Origin of the sequence: Leclercia sp. M-A074-M (assembly GCF_965195605.1) — a bacterium.
Taxonomy (GTDB): Bacteria; Pseudomonadota; Gammaproteobacteria; order Enterobacterales; family Enterobacteriaceae; genus Enterobacter.
In genome coordinates this window covers 104,720-121,250 of sequence record NZ_CBDAHM010000003.1, presented here as the reverse complement: position 1 = coordinate 121,250, position 16,531 = coordinate 104,720, and the positions used below count along the sequence as shown (strand labels likewise).

General features: G+C 53.7%; 14 protein-coding genes and 3 tRNA genes. 10 read left to right on the top strand and 7 right to left on the bottom strand.

What is annotated here, in order from left to right; genetic code table 11:
* Nucleotides 1–16: 16 nt before the first annotated feature.
* Nucleotides 17–1,327 (bottom strand): shikimate transporter, encoded by a 1,311-nt coding sequence (gene shiA, locus ACOKCT_RS07345; protein WP_156654842.1) that lies wholly within the window; start codon nucleotides 1,325–1,327, stop codon nucleotides 17–19.
* Nucleotides 1,328–1,561: 234 nt separating this feature from the next.
* On the opposite strand from shiA, the gene ldtA reads away from it, so the two are divergent.
* From ldtA to ACOKCT_RS07320, 5 genes are all read left to right on the top strand, one after another.
* The gene (ldtA, locus tag ACOKCT_RS07340; RefSeq protein WP_420193404.1) at nucleotides 1,562–2,518 is read left to right on the top strand and encodes a L,D-transpeptidase; all 957 of its coding nucleotides are present in this window, start codon (nucleotides 1,562–1,564) and stop codon (nucleotides 2,516–2,518) included.
* Nucleotides 2,519–2,688: 170 nt separating this feature from the next.
* Nucleotides 2,689–3,366, top strand: coding sequence for a molecular chaperone (locus tag ACOKCT_RS07335; RefSeq protein WP_420193327.1), 678 nt, complete (start codon nucleotides 2,689–2,691; stop codon nucleotides 3,364–3,366).
* A 113-nt stretch (nucleotides 3,367–3,479) separates the two neighbouring features.
* Nucleotides 3,480–5,939, top strand: coding sequence for a fimbria/pilus outer membrane usher protein (locus ACOKCT_RS07330; protein ID WP_231736531.1), 2,460 nt, complete (start codon nucleotides 3,480–3,482; stop codon nucleotides 5,937–5,939).
* A complete protein-coding gene (locus ACOKCT_RS07325; protein ID WP_156654840.1) occupies nucleotides 5,923–6,879 on the top strand; it encodes a fimbrial protein in 957 nt (318 codons plus the stop codon). Before ACOKCT_RS07330 ends, ACOKCT_RS07325 begins: the two co-directional genes overlap by 17 nt.
* 39 nt (nucleotides 6,880–6,918) lie before the next feature.
* Nucleotides 6,919–7,446, top strand: coding sequence for a fimbrial protein (locus tag ACOKCT_RS07320; protein ID WP_158251033.1), 528 nt, complete (start codon nucleotides 6,919–6,921; stop codon nucleotides 7,444–7,446).
* A gap of 82 nt (nucleotides 7,447–7,528) precedes the next feature.
* On the opposite strand, the gene ACOKCT_RS07315 is transcribed toward ACOKCT_RS07320, so the two are convergent.
* Nucleotides 7,529–7,604: transfer RNA gene (locus tag ACOKCT_RS07315), tRNA-Asn, on the bottom strand.
* 319 nt (nucleotides 7,605–7,923) lie between these two features.
* Between ACOKCT_RS07315 and nac the strand changes: the two genes are divergently transcribed.
* Together nac and cbl are read left to right on the top strand one after the other, a co-directional pair.
* Nucleotides 7,924–8,841, top strand: coding sequence for a nitrogen assimilation transcriptional regulator NAC (nac, locus tag ACOKCT_RS07310; protein ID WP_103180170.1), 918 nt, complete (start codon nucleotides 7,924–7,926; stop codon nucleotides 8,839–8,841).
* A gap of 96 nt (nucleotides 8,842–8,937) precedes the next feature.
* Nucleotides 8,938–9,888, top strand: a complete 951-nt coding sequence (gene cbl, locus ACOKCT_RS07305) for an HTH-type transcriptional regulator Cbl (protein ID WP_103180169.1) — start codon at nucleotides 8,938–8,940, stop codon at nucleotides 9,886–9,888.
* A gap of 85 nt (nucleotides 9,889–9,973) precedes the next feature.
* Here the strand turns inward: cbl and ACOKCT_RS07300 are convergent.
* Nucleotides 9,974–10,049, bottom strand: a tRNA-Asn gene (locus ACOKCT_RS07300).
* 100 nt (nucleotides 10,050–10,149) lie between these two features.
* Entirely contained in the window at nucleotides 10,150–10,947 is a 798-nt protein-coding gene (gene mtfA, locus ACOKCT_RS07295) for a DgsA anti-repressor MtfA (RefSeq protein ID WP_103180168.1), read from the bottom strand.
* Nucleotides 10,948–11,039: 92 nt separating this feature from the next.
* On the opposite strand from mtfA, the gene ACOKCT_RS07290 reads away from it, so the two are divergent.
* Nucleotides 11,040–11,129, top strand: a tRNA-Ser gene (locus ACOKCT_RS07290).
* 161 nt (nucleotides 11,130–11,290) lie between these two features.
* Here ACOKCT_RS07290 and dcuR read toward each other — a convergent pair.
* The 3 genes from dcuR to ACOKCT_RS07275 all read right to left on the bottom strand — a co-directional run bounded on the left by dcuR (nucleotide 11,291) and on the right by ACOKCT_RS07275 (nucleotide 14,834).
* Nucleotides 11,291–12,016 (bottom strand): two-component system response regulator DcuR, encoded by a 726-nt coding sequence (gene dcuR / locus ACOKCT_RS07285; protein WP_103180167.1) that lies wholly within the window; start codon nucleotides 12,014–12,016, stop codon nucleotides 11,291–11,293.
* A complete protein-coding gene (locus tag ACOKCT_RS07280; protein ID WP_420193326.1) occupies nucleotides 12,013–13,626 on the bottom strand; it encodes a sensor histidine kinase in 1,614 nt (537 codons plus the stop codon). Before ACOKCT_RS07280 ends, dcuR begins: the two co-directional genes overlap by 4 nt.
* Nucleotides 13,627–13,760: 134 nt before the next feature.
* Nucleotides 13,761–14,834 carry a porin gene (locus tag ACOKCT_RS07275; RefSeq protein ID WP_420193325.1) on the bottom strand — a complete coding sequence of 358 codons (1,074 nt, stop codon included), beginning with the start codon at nucleotides 14,832–14,834 and terminating at the stop codon, nucleotides 13,761–13,763.
* Nucleotides 14,835–15,473: 639 nt separating this feature from the next.
* Here ACOKCT_RS07275 and drpB point away from each other — a divergent pair.
* Together drpB and ACOKCT_RS07265 are read left to right on the top strand one after the other, a co-directional pair.
* Complete coding sequence (drpB, locus tag ACOKCT_RS07270) at nucleotides 15,474–15,746, top strand: cell division protein DrpB (protein WP_103180164.1); 273 nt, start codon at nucleotides 15,474–15,476, stop codon at nucleotides 15,744–15,746.
* Between the two features lie 41 nt (nucleotides 15,747–15,787).
* Nucleotides 15,788–16,483: a phosphohydrolase gene (locus ACOKCT_RS07265; RefSeq protein ID WP_103180163.1), complete on the top strand. Its 696-nt coding sequence runs from the start codon at nucleotides 15,788–15,790 to the stop codon at nucleotides 16,481–16,483.
* The last annotated feature ends 48 nt before the right edge of the window (nucleotides 16,484–16,531 follow it).

Sequence of the window (16,531 nt, the reverse complement as noted above, 5' to 3'; positions counted from 1 at the left end):
TGAAACAAAAGTGAGATCAGGTAGCGGCCGGTTTCATCACCAGGCAGGTGGCGGCAGAGAGCAGGCACCCGGCCAGCAGGTAGATCGCCACGCTGTGCCAGTCACCGCCGGAGAAGGTCACCAGCGCGGCGGCAATAAACGGCGTAAAACCGCCGCCTACTACGCTCGCCACCTGATAGCCAACCCCGGCGCCACTGTAGCGGTAACTTGCGCCAAACATCTCAGTGAACATCGGCTGCTGGACACACACCACCATGTCATGGGCGATATTCGCCAGCAAAATGGCAAACACCACAATCCAGATAACGGACTGGGCTTCGAGGGCCATAAAGAACGGGAAGGTACTCAATGCGCCCGTTAACGCCCCGGTGATATAGACCCGACGGCGGCCAAACCGGTCCGCCAGCCAGGCAAAACAGGGAATAGTGAGACAACTGATGCCCCCCACCAGCAGGCCGATATTCAAAAACAGCTCCCGGGGCAGGCCGAGATTCTGGGTGGAGTAGCTCAGCGCAAAAGCCGTGACGATATACATGGTCAGCAGCTCGCACAGGCGCAGGGCGATAATTTTCAAAAACGCGGCCGGATGACGGATCAGCGCGTCCATCACCGGCAGGCGACGCTTCTCTGCGGGTTGTTGCCGCTGCTGCTCGAACTCGGCAGACTCATCCATCCTGTTACGCACCCACAGTGCCCCCAGCACCAGCACAATGCTGAAAAGGAACGGGATGCGCCAGCCCCAGCTCAGGAACTGTTTATCGGTGGTCAGCGTGCTGATCAGCGACACCAGCCCGGTAGAAAGCAACAGACCTACGCCATAGCCCACCTGTACGCCGCTGCTATAGAAGGCTTTTTTCCGTGCCGGGGCGCTTTCAACGGACAGCAGCGCGGCGCCACCCCATTCGCCGCCGACGGCAAAACCCTGCACGGCCCGCAGGGTCACCAGCAGAACCGGTGCCCACCAGCCAATAACGGCAAAAGAGGGGAGGAGACCAATCAGCGCTGTGGCGATGCCCATCATCCAGACCGTCAGCATCAGCATTCGCTTGCGGCCCAGCTTGTCGCCGAAATGGCCGAAAATCACCCCGCCCAGCGGGCGGAACAAAAAACCGACGCCAAAGGTGGCAAAGGCGGCGAGGGTGCCCATCGCCGGATCGATCTGCGGGAAAAACTCACGGTTAAAAACCAGCGCGGCGGTAATGCCGTAGAGCAAAAAATCGTACCAGTCGACTACCGCACCGGCAAAACTGCCGAGGGCCGCGCGGCGCGCGCGATGCAGCGATGGTATAGCCCCGTCGGGGGACGAGGAGGCGAGGGTGGTATCCATAGTGATCCTGTCTGACGTTATTTTTTATAGGTATTAGAAAGAATATCGCTCACGTTGCGGTCGCCCTGAAACGGCGACGGGTATGAGACTACCGCGATAGCGGACGGGTGAAAACGATTTTATCCCCGCGTGAGGTAAACGGGTGATATTCATTGAAATGATGGTTTGTTAACTGGCGATAAACACAGCAACAGGGCTATGCTTGTCAGATACGCGGAGCGACAGAGGAAGGGAATAATGCGTCGTATAATGAAGTTGGGCTTTATCGCTGCTTTATTGGTCAGTCAGCATGCGCTGGCGGTGAGTTATCCGTTGCCGCCTGAAGGGAGTCGTCTGGTGGGAGCCTCGCAGGTGATCACCGTTCCGCAGGACAACAAACTGCCGCTGGAGGCGTTTGCGGCCCAGTACGGGCAGGGGCTCAGTAATATGCTGGAGGCGAACCCGGGCGTTGATCCGTTTTTGCCTCAACCCGGTACACAGCTGGTAGTGCCGCAACAGCTCATCCTCCCCGCAACCGTGCGTGAGGGGATTGTGGTCAACGTGGCGGAGATGCGCCTCTATTATTACCCGCCAGGGGGTAGCACCGTTGAGATCTTCCCCATCGGTATCGGCGAAGCCGGGCGCGAGACGCCGCGTAACTGGGTAACCGCCGTCGAGCGCAAGCAGGACGGGCCCACCTGGACGCCAACCCCAAACACCCGTCGGGCTTACGCCAAAGAGGGCAAGACTCTGCCCGCGTTTGTACCTGCGGGGCCGGACAACCCGATGGGGCTGTATGCGCTCTATATCGGCAGGCTTTACGCAATTCATGGCACCAATTCAAACTTTGGGATCGGGCTGCGCGTGAGCCAGGGCTGCATTCGTCTGCGCAACGACGATATCAAATACCTCTTCGATAATGTTCCGGTCGGGACGCGCGTGCAGCTTATCGATCAGCCGATTAAAGTCACCACCGAGCCGGACGGCAGTCGTTGGGTCGAAGTGCATGAGCCGCTGTCCCGTAATCGTGCGGAGTTTGAATCGACAAATAAGGTGCCGCTACCGATGACCGCAGGGTTACGCGCCCAGCTCAACGGCGCGGATGTGGATGCCGTGAAGGCTAGCGGGGCGCTGGAGCGCCGGTCGGGGATGCCGGTGAATGTCGGTATCGGCGCACAGAGCATGCCGCTGGTCATGACGTCCAGCCAGTAAGCCTGGCCGTAAGAATAAAAGCCCGCTTAAGTCTCCTTAAGCGGGCTTTTACTTTAATGCAGGTAAAGCGTCTGTCAGAGTAAAATTACGCTGGGTTTTCATTGTTGGCTTAAATGAAAAGATAAATACTCTGGTGAAATATTTACCAGCTTATTTAAAACCCAGATTTTATGAAACGTTTCAGAAATATCCTTTTTACCGTTTTGCTGGCACTCTCTGGCGCATCGTCAGCCTATGCGGGCGTTAATATAGGCGGAACGCGAGTGATTTACGACGGCGGAAAAAAGGAAGCAGCCATTAGCGTTTCCAATCCCGATACCGTGCCTTACCTTATTCAGTCATGGTTTGATAATCAGGATAATAGCACCGGAAGGATCCCCTTTATTATTACGCCTCCTCTGTACCGACTGGATCGCGGTCAGGAGAATGTGATGAGGATCGTCCGCGCCGGGAATTTACCGGACAATAAAGAATCGATGTACTGGTTAAATATCAAGGCCATTCCTGCGGCGGAAAAAAAAGCGAACTCGCTTCAGATTGCAGTAAAAACACGCATCAAATTAATTTATCGCCCTTCGTCATTAAAAGGAAAGGTGCCTGAGGATTTTGCTGAAAAATTGATTTGGAAAATTTCTGCGAATCACGTTTCGGTGCGTAATCCGGGTAATTATTATATGAATTTTAATGAAATTTCCGTTGCGGGAAAAAACGTGCCTGAACCGACTTTTGTCGCATCAGGCGCATCGGCGTCGTTTTTACTTCCGGCAGGGGTCAGTTCCGGGCCTGTCACATTTAAATTGATTAATGACTATGGTGGTGTCGGAGCGACACATCATGCCGCTATTTAAGGCGTTGATAACCAAGGGATGGTTAATAAAAACTCATTATGCGCACGATATTATGTTGCTGGTTTCCACCGACCCGGCTCGCCTTATTAATTATACTGGCTTTACCCGGTGTGATGCAGAGCGCCTGTGCAGAGGAGTATTTTAATCCGGCACTGCTGGAAGTCGATAATCCCTCCATGAAAGGCGTTGATCTCTCATCCTTTGCGCGTGGTGCGCAGGTGCCAGGGAAATATCGCGTTGAGGTGGTTGTTAACGGTCAGACGGTGGATACACGCGAAATTGCATTCAGATCGGTTGCCACGACCCGGGGTGATAATCGTCTGCAGCCTTGCCTGTCGCCAGGTTTGCTACAAAGTTATGGCGTCAAAACCGATCGCTTCCCCGGGCTCGATACCGAAAGCGAATGCGTAGAACTCGCCGCCATTCCTCAGGCGTCTGCCGACTTTATCTTTGGTGCGCAAAAACTGTTGTTGAGTTTTCCGCAGGCCGCACTCACTTCCCAGGCGCGCGGCTATGTTGCGCCGGAAATGTGGGACGAGGGGATTAACGCCTTGCTGCTGAATTACAGTCTCAGCGGCGATAATACCTGGGGCAGAAACAGCACGACGAATAACAGCCATAGCGAGTATGCCAACCTGCGCCCGGGTATCAATATGGGGCCCTGGCGTCTGCGAAATTATACAACCTGGCGCCGGGATAACGACGGCAAAGCGCAGTGGGATTCGGTTTACACCTATGCCCAGCGCAACATTATCCCCCTGAAAAGCCAGCTGACGCTCGGCGACAGTTCATCGCCTTCCGACGTTTTCGACAGTATCCCTTTTCGCGGCGGTCAGCTGGCCTCTGATGATGAGATGCTGCCGGACAGTCAGAAAGGGTACGCGCCCGTGGTTCGCGGCATTGCGCGCACGAATGCCCAGGTAGTTATCCGCCAGGATGGCTACATCATTTATCAGAGTTATGTTGCCCCGGGCGCATTTGAAATTACCGATATGTATCCCACCGGTGGCGCCGGTGATTTAACGGTTTCCGTTAAAGAAGCGGACGGCAGCGAACATGATTTTGTGGTGCCCTATGCCTCTGTGCCTGTTCTGCAGCGAGAGGGGCGGTTGAAGTACAGCCTGACGGGCGGTCAGTATCGTCCCAGTGACAGCGAGGTTGAAAAGCGTCCGCTGATGCAGGGCACCGCCATTTATGGTCTGCCTCAGGGCTTAACACTCTATGGCGGCATACAGGTATCTCGCCCATATCACGCCTGGGCCCTTGGCATCGGTAAAAATATGGGAACGATTGGCGCCTTGTCAGTGGATGTCACCCAGGCGTGGTCGAACCCTGCCTCGATGAGCAAATCAAGCGGGCAAGCCTGGCGCGTACGCTTCAGTAAAAATTTCACCGATACCGGAACCAATTTTTCGGCGACCAGCTATCGCTACTCTACGGCAGGCTATTACGCAATGCAGGAGGTGCTGGATGCCGACGGCGAGAGTGATTCGTTGCAGGATCGTCGGCGTAACCGTGCTGAAATGACGTTAAGTCAGACGCTGGGGCCCGCCTTCGGCTCCCTCACCGGCAGCGCAATCCGTGAGGATTACTGGAATGCTGACAAGACGATGAGCTCATACAGCGTCAGCTATAACAACGCATGGAACGGCATTACCTGGGGGCTGAGTTATAGCTACAGCAATAATGCGAGCGCAGCGGGCAGCGGCGGGGGGAAAACGTACGATAAAGATCGGATCCTGGCATTAAATATCAGCATTCCGTTGGATCGTTTCCTGAGTCATACCTGGGCCAGCTACAGTCTGAATACCAGTAAAAAAGGAAACACAACCCAGACGGTGAGTCTGAGTGGCACGGCGCTGGAAGAAAACGCCCTGGACTGGAGTATGCAGCGAGGGTATAGCAACAACGCAGCAGGTCGTACCGGTAATCTTAGCGCTGACTATCACGGAACCTACGGCGAAGTGACCGGCGGTTATAGCACTGACGAAAATATGCAGCGCGTCAACTACGGCCTGAATGGGGGGATTTTGGTTCATGCCAACGGGATGACGCTGGCTCAGCCTTTTGGCGAAACCATCGCGTTGATTAAAGCCCCGGGCGCGTCGGGCGTGGGCGTCTCTGGCCAGACCGGCGTGAGAACGGATTTTCGCGGTTATACTGTCGCCAGCAATGTCTCGCCATATCGCAAAAATAGCCTGAGCCTGGAGACGGAAACGCTACCTGATGATGTTGAACTGCAATTAACGACTCAGACCGTTATTCCTACTCGCGGTGCGGTGGTCAGCGCGAAATATATCGCTAACGTGGGGATCCGTGTATTAATGACCCTGACACGGGGAAATGGGCTGCCCGTTCCCTTCGGAACTACGGTGACCCTTGCCCGAGACAAAAATTCTCGCGGATTTATTGTTGGGGATCAGGGCCAGGTTTACCTCACCGGACTCGAAAACAGCGGAGAGCTCATTGCACGCTGGGGCCAGGCAGCGGATGAACAATGCCGCGTTAATTATGTGCTTCATGAATCTGCAATTAATTCCGGAGTGGTATTAAGCAATGAAATATGCAAATAAAATTATGGGCGCTAAGATCCCTGGCGTATTACTCATAATGGTATGCTGGTTTTCCAGCTTTGATGTGTTTGCCGATTGTGTATTTGCTGAGGGCCAGGGACAACAAATCCTGAGCTTTTCGCCCAATAACGTGATAGTGCAAAGAGATGTACCCGTTGGCTCCGTAATCTATTCAAGTTCGACCGGAGTAGGCCAGAAACTGCTGGAATGCAAGGGTGACACAAATACTAACTATTATAAAATGACTTATCTGGGTGGCGTAGCGACATCGATTACCCATGCCTATGCGACCAATATTCCCGGTGTGGCTATTGAAGTAAACTTTTCGTGGGCATATCTGGACAACCCGCCCTCCACCGATAATACAGTTTCAGGTTCAGTGAACCTCCCCCCGATTAGCTATACATTGTATAAAACGGGCGTTATTCAGTCCGGTGCATTCACTATCGGACAGCTTGGCACCTGGTCGGTATCAGGAATCACACCCGTTATTGTTCATTTGAACGGGGGAGGCATTACCCAGGTGGCCTGTTCGATCACTACACCTAATTTAACGTTTCCGATAGGCAATGTTTCAAAAGCGGATTTTGGCACAACGCCAGGCTTTACCCCTGGAAAAACCAGCACGCAGAATCTTGGCCTGGATTGCGATCGAGCTGCCAATATCTATGTCACGTTGAACGGACAGCAAAACCCGGATGTCAGCGATCCCAGTGTAATGGCATTAAATAATCAAGGTGGCGCTAATACCGCGCAAGGCGTTGGGGTGCAGTTATTATATGATGGTAAACCTCTTATTATTAACAGCAGGCTGGCGTTAAAAACATCCAGCGGCGGGAAAGAGTTATTTCCTGTTACTGCCCGTTATTATCAGACAAAAAATCATGTCACTGTCGGTGAAGCGAATTCAACTGCTACGCTGACACTGACATATCAATGACGTTTGTCATATCTTAATATCATGCCAAGGTGGGCTAAAATGAAAAAATGTTTATGCTATTTGACCGCATCCATTTCCGCTGTTCTTTTTGCTGGCAATATTTACGCGGCAGATACGGTGGGTATCAATGTCACAGGAAAAGTGATTGCTACTCCCTGTAAAACACTTAATGGTGGCTCCAGTACATTGAACGTGGACTTGGGACAATCCATCGCGGCCACGTCCTTAGAGGCGGCAGGTTCGGGGTCACCCATAACCATGTTTGATTTACCTGTGACCGACTGCCCGGCCAGCACCACTAATGTAAAAGTGACTTTTACGGGTACCCCTGACCAGACAGATGCCACGCGATGGGCAAACAACGCGGCGCAACCTGCAGCCAATACTGCCGTTGAGTTATCTCAGCAAACCACGGGAACCATTTTGAGCAATAACAGCTCATTAATCGGTGCTGTGGAAGGGGGGAGTACCACTTTCAAACTTCAGGCGCGCGTTTATTCGAAAGCGGGAACCGTTATGCCAGGGGACGTTTCTTCAGCCATCGTGGCCTCTTTCGAATACCAGTAAACCCGGTGGTGCCGACGCTGTCGGCACCCGTGCACAAAAACAAAAAGCCCGCATAAGTTTCCTTAAGCAGGCTTCTTAAATTTGGCTCCTCTGACTGGACTCGAACCAGTGACATACGGATTAACAGTCCGCCGTTCTACCGACTGAACTACAGAGGAATCGTGTGAACGGGGCGCATATTATCGACGTGGGTCGCCGTTGTCAAAGGGTGATCTCCTCTGTTTGACGCGTTTGCTGACAAAATCAGCAAAGTGATGCTTTCCCCAGCGGATTGCACGTTTTTGGTGCGGATATACCCCGAATGGGGCAGATCATAAACCGCTGTTTCACTTTAAAATGCGACGACAGTGATTGGATTTCCTTATTTTCAGCCGCTTAGCGGACATATCGGACCTCTTTTAAAAACTGGCAAGCATCTTGCAAAACCCTCTGTACATTCGCGCCGGAACCGGCAACGCATTTCGTACAGGGGGCAACATGAACTTAAGACGACTGAAATACTTCGTAAAAATCGTCGATATCGGCAGCCTGACCCAGGCCGCTGAAGTGTTACATATCGCGCAGCCGGCACTGAGCCAGCAGGTGGCCACTCTGGAAGGTGAACTCGATCAGCAACTCTTGATCCGCACGAAACGCGGCGTGACCCCGACCGAAGCAGGCAAGATCCTTTATACCCATGCACGCACTATTTTGCGCCAGTGTGAACAGGCGCAGCTGGCGGTGGGCAATGTCGGGCAGACGCTGACCGGCCAGGTTTCGATTGGCCTGGCACCGGGTACGGCGGCCTCGTCTGTGACTATGCCGTTATTGCAGGCGGTGCGCGCAGAGCTGCCGGAGGTACTGGTCTACCTGCATGAAAACAGCGGCGCGGCGCTGAACGACAAATTACTCAGCGGACAGCTGGATATGGCGGTGCTTTACGATCGCTCCCCCGTGGCGGGGATCACCAGCCAGCCAGTACTAAAAGAAGATCTCTATCTGGTAGGGACGCGGGATTGCCCGGGTCAGAGCGTCGATTTAACGGCGGTGGCCGAGATGAATCTGTTCTTACCGCGTGATTATAGCGCCGTGCGTTTGCGCGTCGATGAAGCCTTCTCGCTGCGCCGTCTGACGGCGAAAATCATTGGCGAGATCGACTCCATCTCTACCCTGACCGCTGCCATTGCCAGCGGAATGGGGGTGACGGTGCTGCCTGAATCGGCTGCGCGATCGCTCTCCAGTGCCGCTAACGGCTGGATGGCGAGAATTAGCTCGCCGTCCATGAGCCTGCCGTTATCGCTTAACGTCTCGGCCCGCGGCTCGCTGTCACCGCAGGCGCAGGCGGTGAAAGAGATCCTGATGTCGCTGGTGAGCCGCCCGTCGCTGGAGAACCGCGAGCTGCAGCTGGTCAGCTAATATTCCATAAAAGCATAAGTTGCGGATTTTTATTATTTGTTTACACGGCGGACGCACTTTAACAATAGCGTCATGTCAGTTTCGCCGGAGTGAACCGTGAATTTCCAGCAGCTTAAAATTATCCGTGAGGCGGCCCGTCGGGATTACAACCTGACCGAGGTCGCCAACATGCTCTATACCTCTCAGTCGGGCGTCAGTCGCCATATCCGCGAGCTGGAAGAGGAGCTGGGCATTGAGATCTTCATTCGTCGCGGCAAACGTCTGCTGGGAATGACCGAGCCCGGCAAAGCACTGTTGACCATCGCCGAACGTATTCTCAATGAAGCCAGCAACGTGCGCCGTCTGGCAGATCTCTTTACCAACGACGCCACCGGCGTGTTAACTATCGCGACCACCCATACTCAGGCCCGCTACAGCCTGCCCCCGGTGATCAAGGCCTTTCGGGAGCTGTTCCCGGATGTGCGCCTGGAGCTCATCCAGGGTACGCCCCAGGAGATAGAGATGCTGTTGCAAAACGGTGGGGCGGATATTGGCATTGCCAGCGAGCGCTTAAGCAACGATCCGCTGCTGGCGGCGTTCCCGTGGTTTCGCTGGCATCACAGCCTGCTGCTGCCCCCAGACCATCCGCTGACGCAGGTCTCTCCGTTGACGCTCGAGGCTATCGCAAAATGGCCCTTAATCACCTATCGGCAAGGTATCACCGGGCGGTCACGCATTGATGAGGCCTTCAACCGCAAAGGGCTGACGCCGGATGTGGTGCTCAGCGCCCAGGACTCCGACGTGATTAAAACCTACGTCGAGCTCGGGCTGGGTATCGGGCTGGTGGCGGAACAGTCCGGCGGCGAGCACGAGCAGGGGAGCCTGGTGCGTCTTGATACCCGTCATCTTTTCGATGCCAACACCGTGTGGCTCGGCCTTAAGCGAGGGCAGTTGCAGCGCAACTATGTCTGGCGCTTTATCGAACTCTGCAACGCCGGATTGTCGGTAGAGGAGATCAAGCGTCAGGTTATGGAGCCGGAAGAGGTGGCGATTGACTACCAGATATAGCCAGATTAACCCTGCGATGCGGGGTTTTAACGGTGAGAAATAGCAAAAAGCCCGCTTAAGTTTCCTTAAGCGGGCTTCTTAAATTTGGCTCCTCTGACTGGACTCGAACCAGTGACATACGGATTAACAGTCCGCCGTTCTACCGACTGAACTACAGAGGAATCGTGTGAACGAGGCGCATATTAATGGCCTCGCTATTTTGTGTCAACACTAAATTCAACGCACTGATTCAATTGATTAATTATGACACAGGCTGCTGTTTTAGTGTACTTGCGCGGCGGAATCTTCGCCAGGTCCTTCATTTTCACGTAAACGCTGTAGCGGGTCCTGCTGGTAAAAGTGGCAAAAACGCTGCCACAGGGCCGGGAAGCGCGGAGCGAAAAGTTCGGGTGCACTGAAGAAATATTCCGACAATACCGCAAAGCATTCGGCGGGATCGGTGGCAGCATAGGCGTCGATACTGGCCGCGCTTTCGCCCACCAGATCGATCTCATCCTGAATATTGTTCATGGCGGCGTGCAGATCGTGTTCCCAGCCTGCCACTTCACGCAGGGGAATAAAGGGAACGCCGCTGGCGCGATCGCCGTTACGGGTATCCAGTTTGTGGGCCACTTCGTGAATGATGAGGTTGAAACCTGACGCATCGAACGAGTCCTGAATATCCAGCCAGTTGAGGATAATCGGCCCTTGCTGCCAGCTCTGACCGGACTGCACCATCCGCTGATTGTGCACCAGCCCGATCTCATCCTCCCATTCGTCATCCACTACAAAAGGTGCCGGATAGATAAGAACTTCATGAAAACCGTCCAGCCACTCGATCCCCAGCTGCAGTACCGGCAGGCAAAAGAGCAGCGCTATGCGGGTGCTTTTGCGATCGTCGAGCTCAAAACCCTGCAATGGAACCAGGCGTTTTTGCTGTAAGAACCGTATGGCAAGCTGTACCAGACGCGATTTATCCTCATCCGATAAGGTGGACAGGACGGGGATCGCCAGGGCCTCTTCCCACGGCAGCGCCGCGCTTCGGGCGGATTCATTCGATTTCCAGGGCCACTTAATCATCGCTTTGCTCGCAAACTCGTCACTTGAACAAAATTGAACGGTTATGGTCTGTTAAAATGCCAAATTACCCGGCATGATGGCAACATCAAAACGGAGAGATGCCGGAGCGGCTGAACGGACCGGTCTCGAAAACCGGAGTAGGGGCAACTCTACCGGGGGTTCAAATCCCCCTCTCTCCGCCACGCTCTCTTCCGTCACCCTTTCCGCACGTTTTCTCGTCAGAGATCTTTTACGCTGGCTACCTTATCATTCCACTTATGTGGAGTAATAGCCCTTTACTGCCTCAAGACAATATATGTGAGCTAAATCAGGATGTTTATCGGAAGAGGTTGAAGTGCATTCATTACTCCTGGTGGCAATACTGTCTGAGCAGGGCAATCTGCTCGGGCCGCAGGCGATAGCGATAGACCGGTCGGCCGGTCGCGCCGTAGTGAATGCTGGTGTGCAAAATGTTGACCTGCGCCAGCCAAATCAGGTATTTGCGGCAGGATACCCGCGAGATATTAACTGCGCCAGCCAGTTCGTCGGTGGAGAACTCCGTTTCCGGATGCGCATCAATCCACAGGCATAGCGTTCGCAGCGTCTGCGGGGTTAACCCTTTTGGCAGACGGCGGCTGTCTGCCAGCGCCGGCGCACCGCCACGCAGAAGCCGGTCAACATCAGCCTGGTCATAATACTGATGCGCTTCCATCAGCTGCTTTTTTTCGCGCCAGCCCTTTAGTGCCTCTTCGAAACGCGGGAACTGAAACGGTTTGATCAGATAGTCCACCACACCATAGTGCATGGCGACCTGAATAGTGGCACCATCAGAGGCCGAGGTAATCATAATGACGTCTGTTTTGCGCCCGGATGCCCGGATAACCGGCAGCAGGCTCAGGCCATTATCGCGCTGCATATAGACATCCAGCAGGATCAGGTCAACCTGCCGGGCAGGGGAGTGAAGTATGGCCCCGGCTTCTGCCAGGGAAGTGGCTACGCCGCAGCAGCAAAAACCCTCAACCCGATTGACGTACTGGCGGTTAAGATCGGCCACCATGGCATCGTCATCAACAATTAAAACATGTATCACGCGCTATTCCTTTCACTCTCCCAGGGGAGTTGCACAAAAAACTGGGTAAACACGCCCGGTTCCGATTCAACGACGATCTCTCCGCCCAGATCCTCGATCTGCTGACGGGCCAGGTATAATCCCACCCCCCGGTTCTCCCCTTTGGTAGAAAACCCTTTGCTAAAAATGGCGTGCAGATGTTCCGGGGCGATGCCCGGACCATCGTCGCTCACCTCGGCGCTAAGCCAGCCCTGCTGATAGTGCAGCAGCAGACCGATTTCGCCCTCGGGCTGCCCAGTCATAGCATCAAGCGCATTTTCAATCAGATTACCCAGCACGGTAATCAGCCCGGCGACCTGCTGCGCATTGGGATTATCCGGCACCTGACTGGCATCGGAGAGCGTCAGGCGAAACCCTGTCTCTCTGGCGCGATTGATTTTACCCAGCAGAAATCCTGCGACCACCGGCGATTTGATGTTGCGCTGTAGCGTGCCGACATCGGTCTGCCAGGCGTTGGCGGTCGACAGAACATACTCTTCCAGTCTGGCATAGTGCTTCATATGCAGCAGCCCAAGTATCACATGCAGCTTGTTCATAAACTCATGGGAGTGGCTGCGCAGCGCATCCAGATAGTTCACCATACCGTCCAGCCGTTGCAGGAGCTGGCTAATCTCCGTCTTATCACGAAACGTCGTGATGGCGCCCATCAGCTGATTATCGCTCCTGACGGGCAAGGTATTGCAGAGCAACAACCTGCCGTGGCAGTTGAGCTCCTGGTCCTGGCGAGCCATGCCGCTACGCAGCACCTCGCGCAGATTCGCCAGCAGCGGTTCCTCGTGCAGGGCCTTGCTGCTGGCGCTGATATTCAGGATCTGGCGGGCGGCGTGGTTGACCATCGTTACACGCCCCTGCTGATCCACGGCGATCACCCCTTCGCGCAGGGAGTGCAGCATCGCCTGACGTTGTTCGAGCAGGGCTGAGATTTGATAAGGCTCCAGCCCAAACAGAATGCGCTTCAGCATCCGCACCAGTCCCCAGGCGCCGAGCGCGCCCAGCAGCGCGCTGAACAGCACCAGCCAGATGGCGTCCCAGCGATTGCGGGCGATCTGCTGCTCTACTTTATTCAGTGAGATCCCCACGGCAACGACACCAATTTGCTGGTGGTGCGCGTTATACACCGGAGTGAACACGCGCAGCGCCTCGTCGAGTACGCCGTGATTGATGGCGACATTCTCTTTATCCTCCAGCGCAGGCCGCAGATCGGCCCCAATAAAAGCTTTGCCGAGCAGGGCGCTGTTAGGATGGGAATAGCGGATCCCCTGCATATTGGTGACAACGGCAAACAGCAGATTATTACGCTGCATCACTGCCATAGCGACAGGCTGAATAATGTTGCTGTCCGGCGGGAAGGATAAGCCGCGGATCACCTCCGGGTTGTCGGCCAGGGTTCTGGCGACGGCGAGAGCGGTATCCCGCACACCATCACGGGTGGCGCGGGTGATTTGGGCAAAGTAGAGAACAAAAATCACCAGTAATATTGCGCCCGTTACACCGTACACCATCAGCGTGACCAGCGTGTTCAGTTTCATTGGGCGCTTGTGCGTGGGGGGAAGGGGCGGCAAATCGCGCATTGAAACTCCGGTCAAGAGGGAAAGGGGGGCATTATCGCTGATGGGCGGGATTTGTAAAAGCGATGTAAAACTGGTGGCGACAGAAAGTAAAAAGCCCGCTTTGCAGCGGGCTTAAGAGCGTTTGGCGATCTCAATCAGAACTGGTAAACGATACCCATCGCGAACTGGTCATCAGCATGCGCGCCAGTAATACCCGCTTCGTCTTCATCCAGCAGGTTGAATTTATAGGCGGTATAAACGTTCATGTTTTTGTTGAAGTAGTACCAGGTACCCAGTTCAACATAGTTCACCAGATCGGCATCAACGCCGCCATGACCGTTACGTGCATACAGGTCTTTGCCCTGGGAGTAGACGTAGCCCAGAGAAGGACGCAGGCCGAAATCGAACTGGTACTGGACCACGGCTTCGACGTTGCGGGTTTTGTTAGCGAAACCCGCATCTCCCGCCCAGGTCATGTTACGGGTTTCACCGTACATCACCGCAGCATAGAGGTTGTTGGCATCATACTTCGCTGCCAGTGACCAGATTTCTGCGGTATCGCCGTAGCCGTCAGCAGTCTGCTTGTTGGTACGGTCAGACTTACCGTATACACCCACGAAGCCGAAGCCATCAAAGTTGTAGGCCAGAGAAGTGCTGTAGCCGTCACCGTTGGCTTTTTTCATCTGACGATCGTTGTTTTTACCCTGGTACTGGAGGGCAAAATCCAGACCCTCAACGGCACCAAAGAAGTCGCTGTTGCGATAGGTCGCCACGCCGGTTGTGCGGCCAGTCATGAAGTTATCGGTGTGAACCCAGGAGTCGCCACGCCATTCCACCAGCATATCGGTGTATGCACCTGCATCGTACGCCACGCCGTAGTTACGGCCATAGTCGAACGAACCATAGTCACCGAATTTCAGGCCTGCGAACGCCAGACGGGTGCTCTCATCCTGCTCGCCTTCCGGAGTGCTGGCGTTCAGGTTGTATTCAAACTGGCCATAACCGGTCAACTGGTCGTTGATCTGCGTTTCGCCTTTGATACCGAAACGGGCATAGGAGGTATCGGCATTCTCGCTGTTGCTATCATCGGTCTTGTCCCAGATACGCTCACCGACCATTTTTCCGTACAGATCGAATTTATTGCCGTCCTTGTTGAAAATCTCCGCCGCATTAGCCGCGCCAGCGCATAATAAAACAGGGACAAGAACTGCCAGAACTTTTCTTTTCATTATATATTCCTTTGTGTGTATTTTCTTCATGAATATACGTAAGCCCCTCCGGGTTACGGAGGTAATACTATTTCAGTGCAGGTTTTTTCTGTTTAAAAATAAATGTAACACAATTATTTGGAGTATTTCAAAATATTAATATAAGTGTCTTTATATGTTTATTTTATACGTTTAAGACAAGCATATACGGTGATTATTGATTTTTATATCAGTTAGTTATTGATGGTTTGGATTTATTAGGTTGCTTTATGTTTTCAGGACGGGAAAAAGTAATAAAAAAGCCCGATAATATTATCGGGCGAAGATAAGGGTAATTTAAGGGTGTTTAATCATGAAACGACAAAAAAGCTCATAACCTCTTTATCATTACATAATTATAAGCTTTAGAAAACAGGTTTATCGGAATACTGAGAGCAAAATAATGCCGCAATATAATTGATCTCCTGCTGACCTCTCATTAGCGCGTAAGCGAAGCCGCGTAATAAACAGGCACGCTTAAAAATTGCTTAAGATCAACTTAACGCAAATCGGCAGCATAAAATCTGCTCAGGAGAGTGCATTAAATAGAAAAATGTGATTTATTTCACATTTTATATTATTGATGTGAATGTAGTGGTGCTGCTGCGCTGAGAGGAGAACATGGCAATGAAAAACGAACGCAGCCTGGGCGGCAAACTGGCATTGTGGGTATTTTACGCCTTTTGCGGCTACTTTCTCTGGGCGATGGCGCGCTATGTATGGGTCATCAGTAAAGTCAGCTCGGTATCAGGTTCGCTGATTCAAAGCGATCCCGGCTCGACAGCCGGCAAGTGGCTGGGCGCCCTGTGCGGCTTTCTGGTATTGAGTGTTGTGGGGGCGATCCTCGGCGGCATTGCCTGGTATACCCGGCCGCGTGATATGTCAGATCGGTAAATAGTTGCTATTGTACAGCTTTTCACTTTATGGAAAGCGCTATGGAACTTGTGCAGTGGCAGCAACGCTTTGAAAACTGGCTGACGGCGCATTACGCCAGCGAGGATACCGCCCATGATATCTCCCATTTCCGTCGTGTCTGGAACACCGCTAAACGCCTGATGGCTGACCAGCCGGTCGATGCGCTGGCGATCCTGGCCGCCTGTTATTTTCACGATATTGTCAGTCTGCCAAAAAATCATCCGCAGCGAGGCCGCTCGTCGCAGCTTGCAGCGGAAAAAACGATCGCGATCCTGCGCGAGGACTTTGCCGATTTCCCGCCCCCACGCTACCCAGCCGTTCAGCATGCGATTGAAGCGCACAGTTTCAGTGCCGGGATCCCGCCGCGCACGCTGGAAGCGAAAATCGTGCAGGATGCTGACAGACTGGAAGCCCTGGGTGCTATTGGTCTGGCACGCGTGTTTGCCGTCTCTGGCGCGCTGGGTGTGCCGCTTTTCGACCCGGAAGATCCCTTTGCCGATGAGCGCGAGCTGAACGACCGCGCCTTTGCGCTTGACCATTTTCAGACCAAATTGCTGCGCCTGCCGCAGACGATGCAAACCGCCGCCGGGCGTGAGCTGGCGCGTCAGAGCGCTGATTTTTTAATCCAGTTTATGGCCCGGCTGAGTGCCGAACTACGCGGTGATTACGAAGGCACCGACAGTGCGGTGTTACAGCGTTTCCGGGAAAGTCTGTAAAGGCTTTCTGTGTTACTCTCTTTTAACCCCTTTTGGTCCGGTTAAATG

Bases quoted from the DNA above. Each gene is read 5' to 3' on its own strand.
- ACOKCT_RS07275 (WP_420193325.1), bottom strand. From the start codon at position 14,834: ATGAAAAGAAAAGTTCTGGCAGTTCTTGTCCCTGTTTTATTATGCGCT.
- shiA (WP_156654842.1), bottom strand. From the start codon at position 1,327: ATGGATACCACCCTCGCCTCCTCGTCCCCCGACGGGGCTATACCATCG.
- ACOKCT_RS07325 (WP_156654840.1), top strand. From the start codon at position 5,923: ATGAAATATGCAAATAAAATTATGGGCGCTAAGATCCCTGGCGTATTA.
- drpB (WP_103180164.1), top strand. From the start codon at position 15,474: ATGGCAATGAAAAACGAACGCAGCCTGGGCGGCAAACTGGCATTGTGG.
- mtfA (WP_103180168.1), bottom strand. From the start codon at position 10,947: ATGATTAAGTGGCCCTGGAAATCGAATGAATCCGCCCGAAGCGCGGCG.
- ACOKCT_RS07320 (WP_158251033.1), top strand. From the start codon at position 6,919: ATGAAAAAATGTTTATGCTATTTGACCGCATCCATTTCCGCTGTTCTT.
- ACOKCT_RS07265 (WP_103180163.1), top strand. From the start codon at position 15,788: ATGGAACTTGTGCAGTGGCAGCAACGCTTTGAAAACTGGCTGACGGCG.
- nac (WP_103180170.1), top strand. From the start codon at position 7,924: ATGAACTTAAGACGACTGAAATACTTCGTAAAAATCGTCGATATCGGC.
- ACOKCT_RS07330 (WP_231736531.1), top strand. From the start codon at position 3,480: ATGCAGAGCGCCTGTGCAGAGGAGTATTTTAATCCGGCACTGCTGGAA.
- ACOKCT_RS07280 (WP_420193326.1), bottom strand. From the start codon at position 13,626: ATGCGCGATTTGCCGCCCCTTCCCCCCACGCACAAGCGCCCAATGAAA.
- ACOKCT_RS07335 (WP_420193327.1), top strand. From the start codon at position 2,689: ATGAAACGTTTCAGAAATATCCTTTTTACCGTTTTGCTGGCACTCTCT.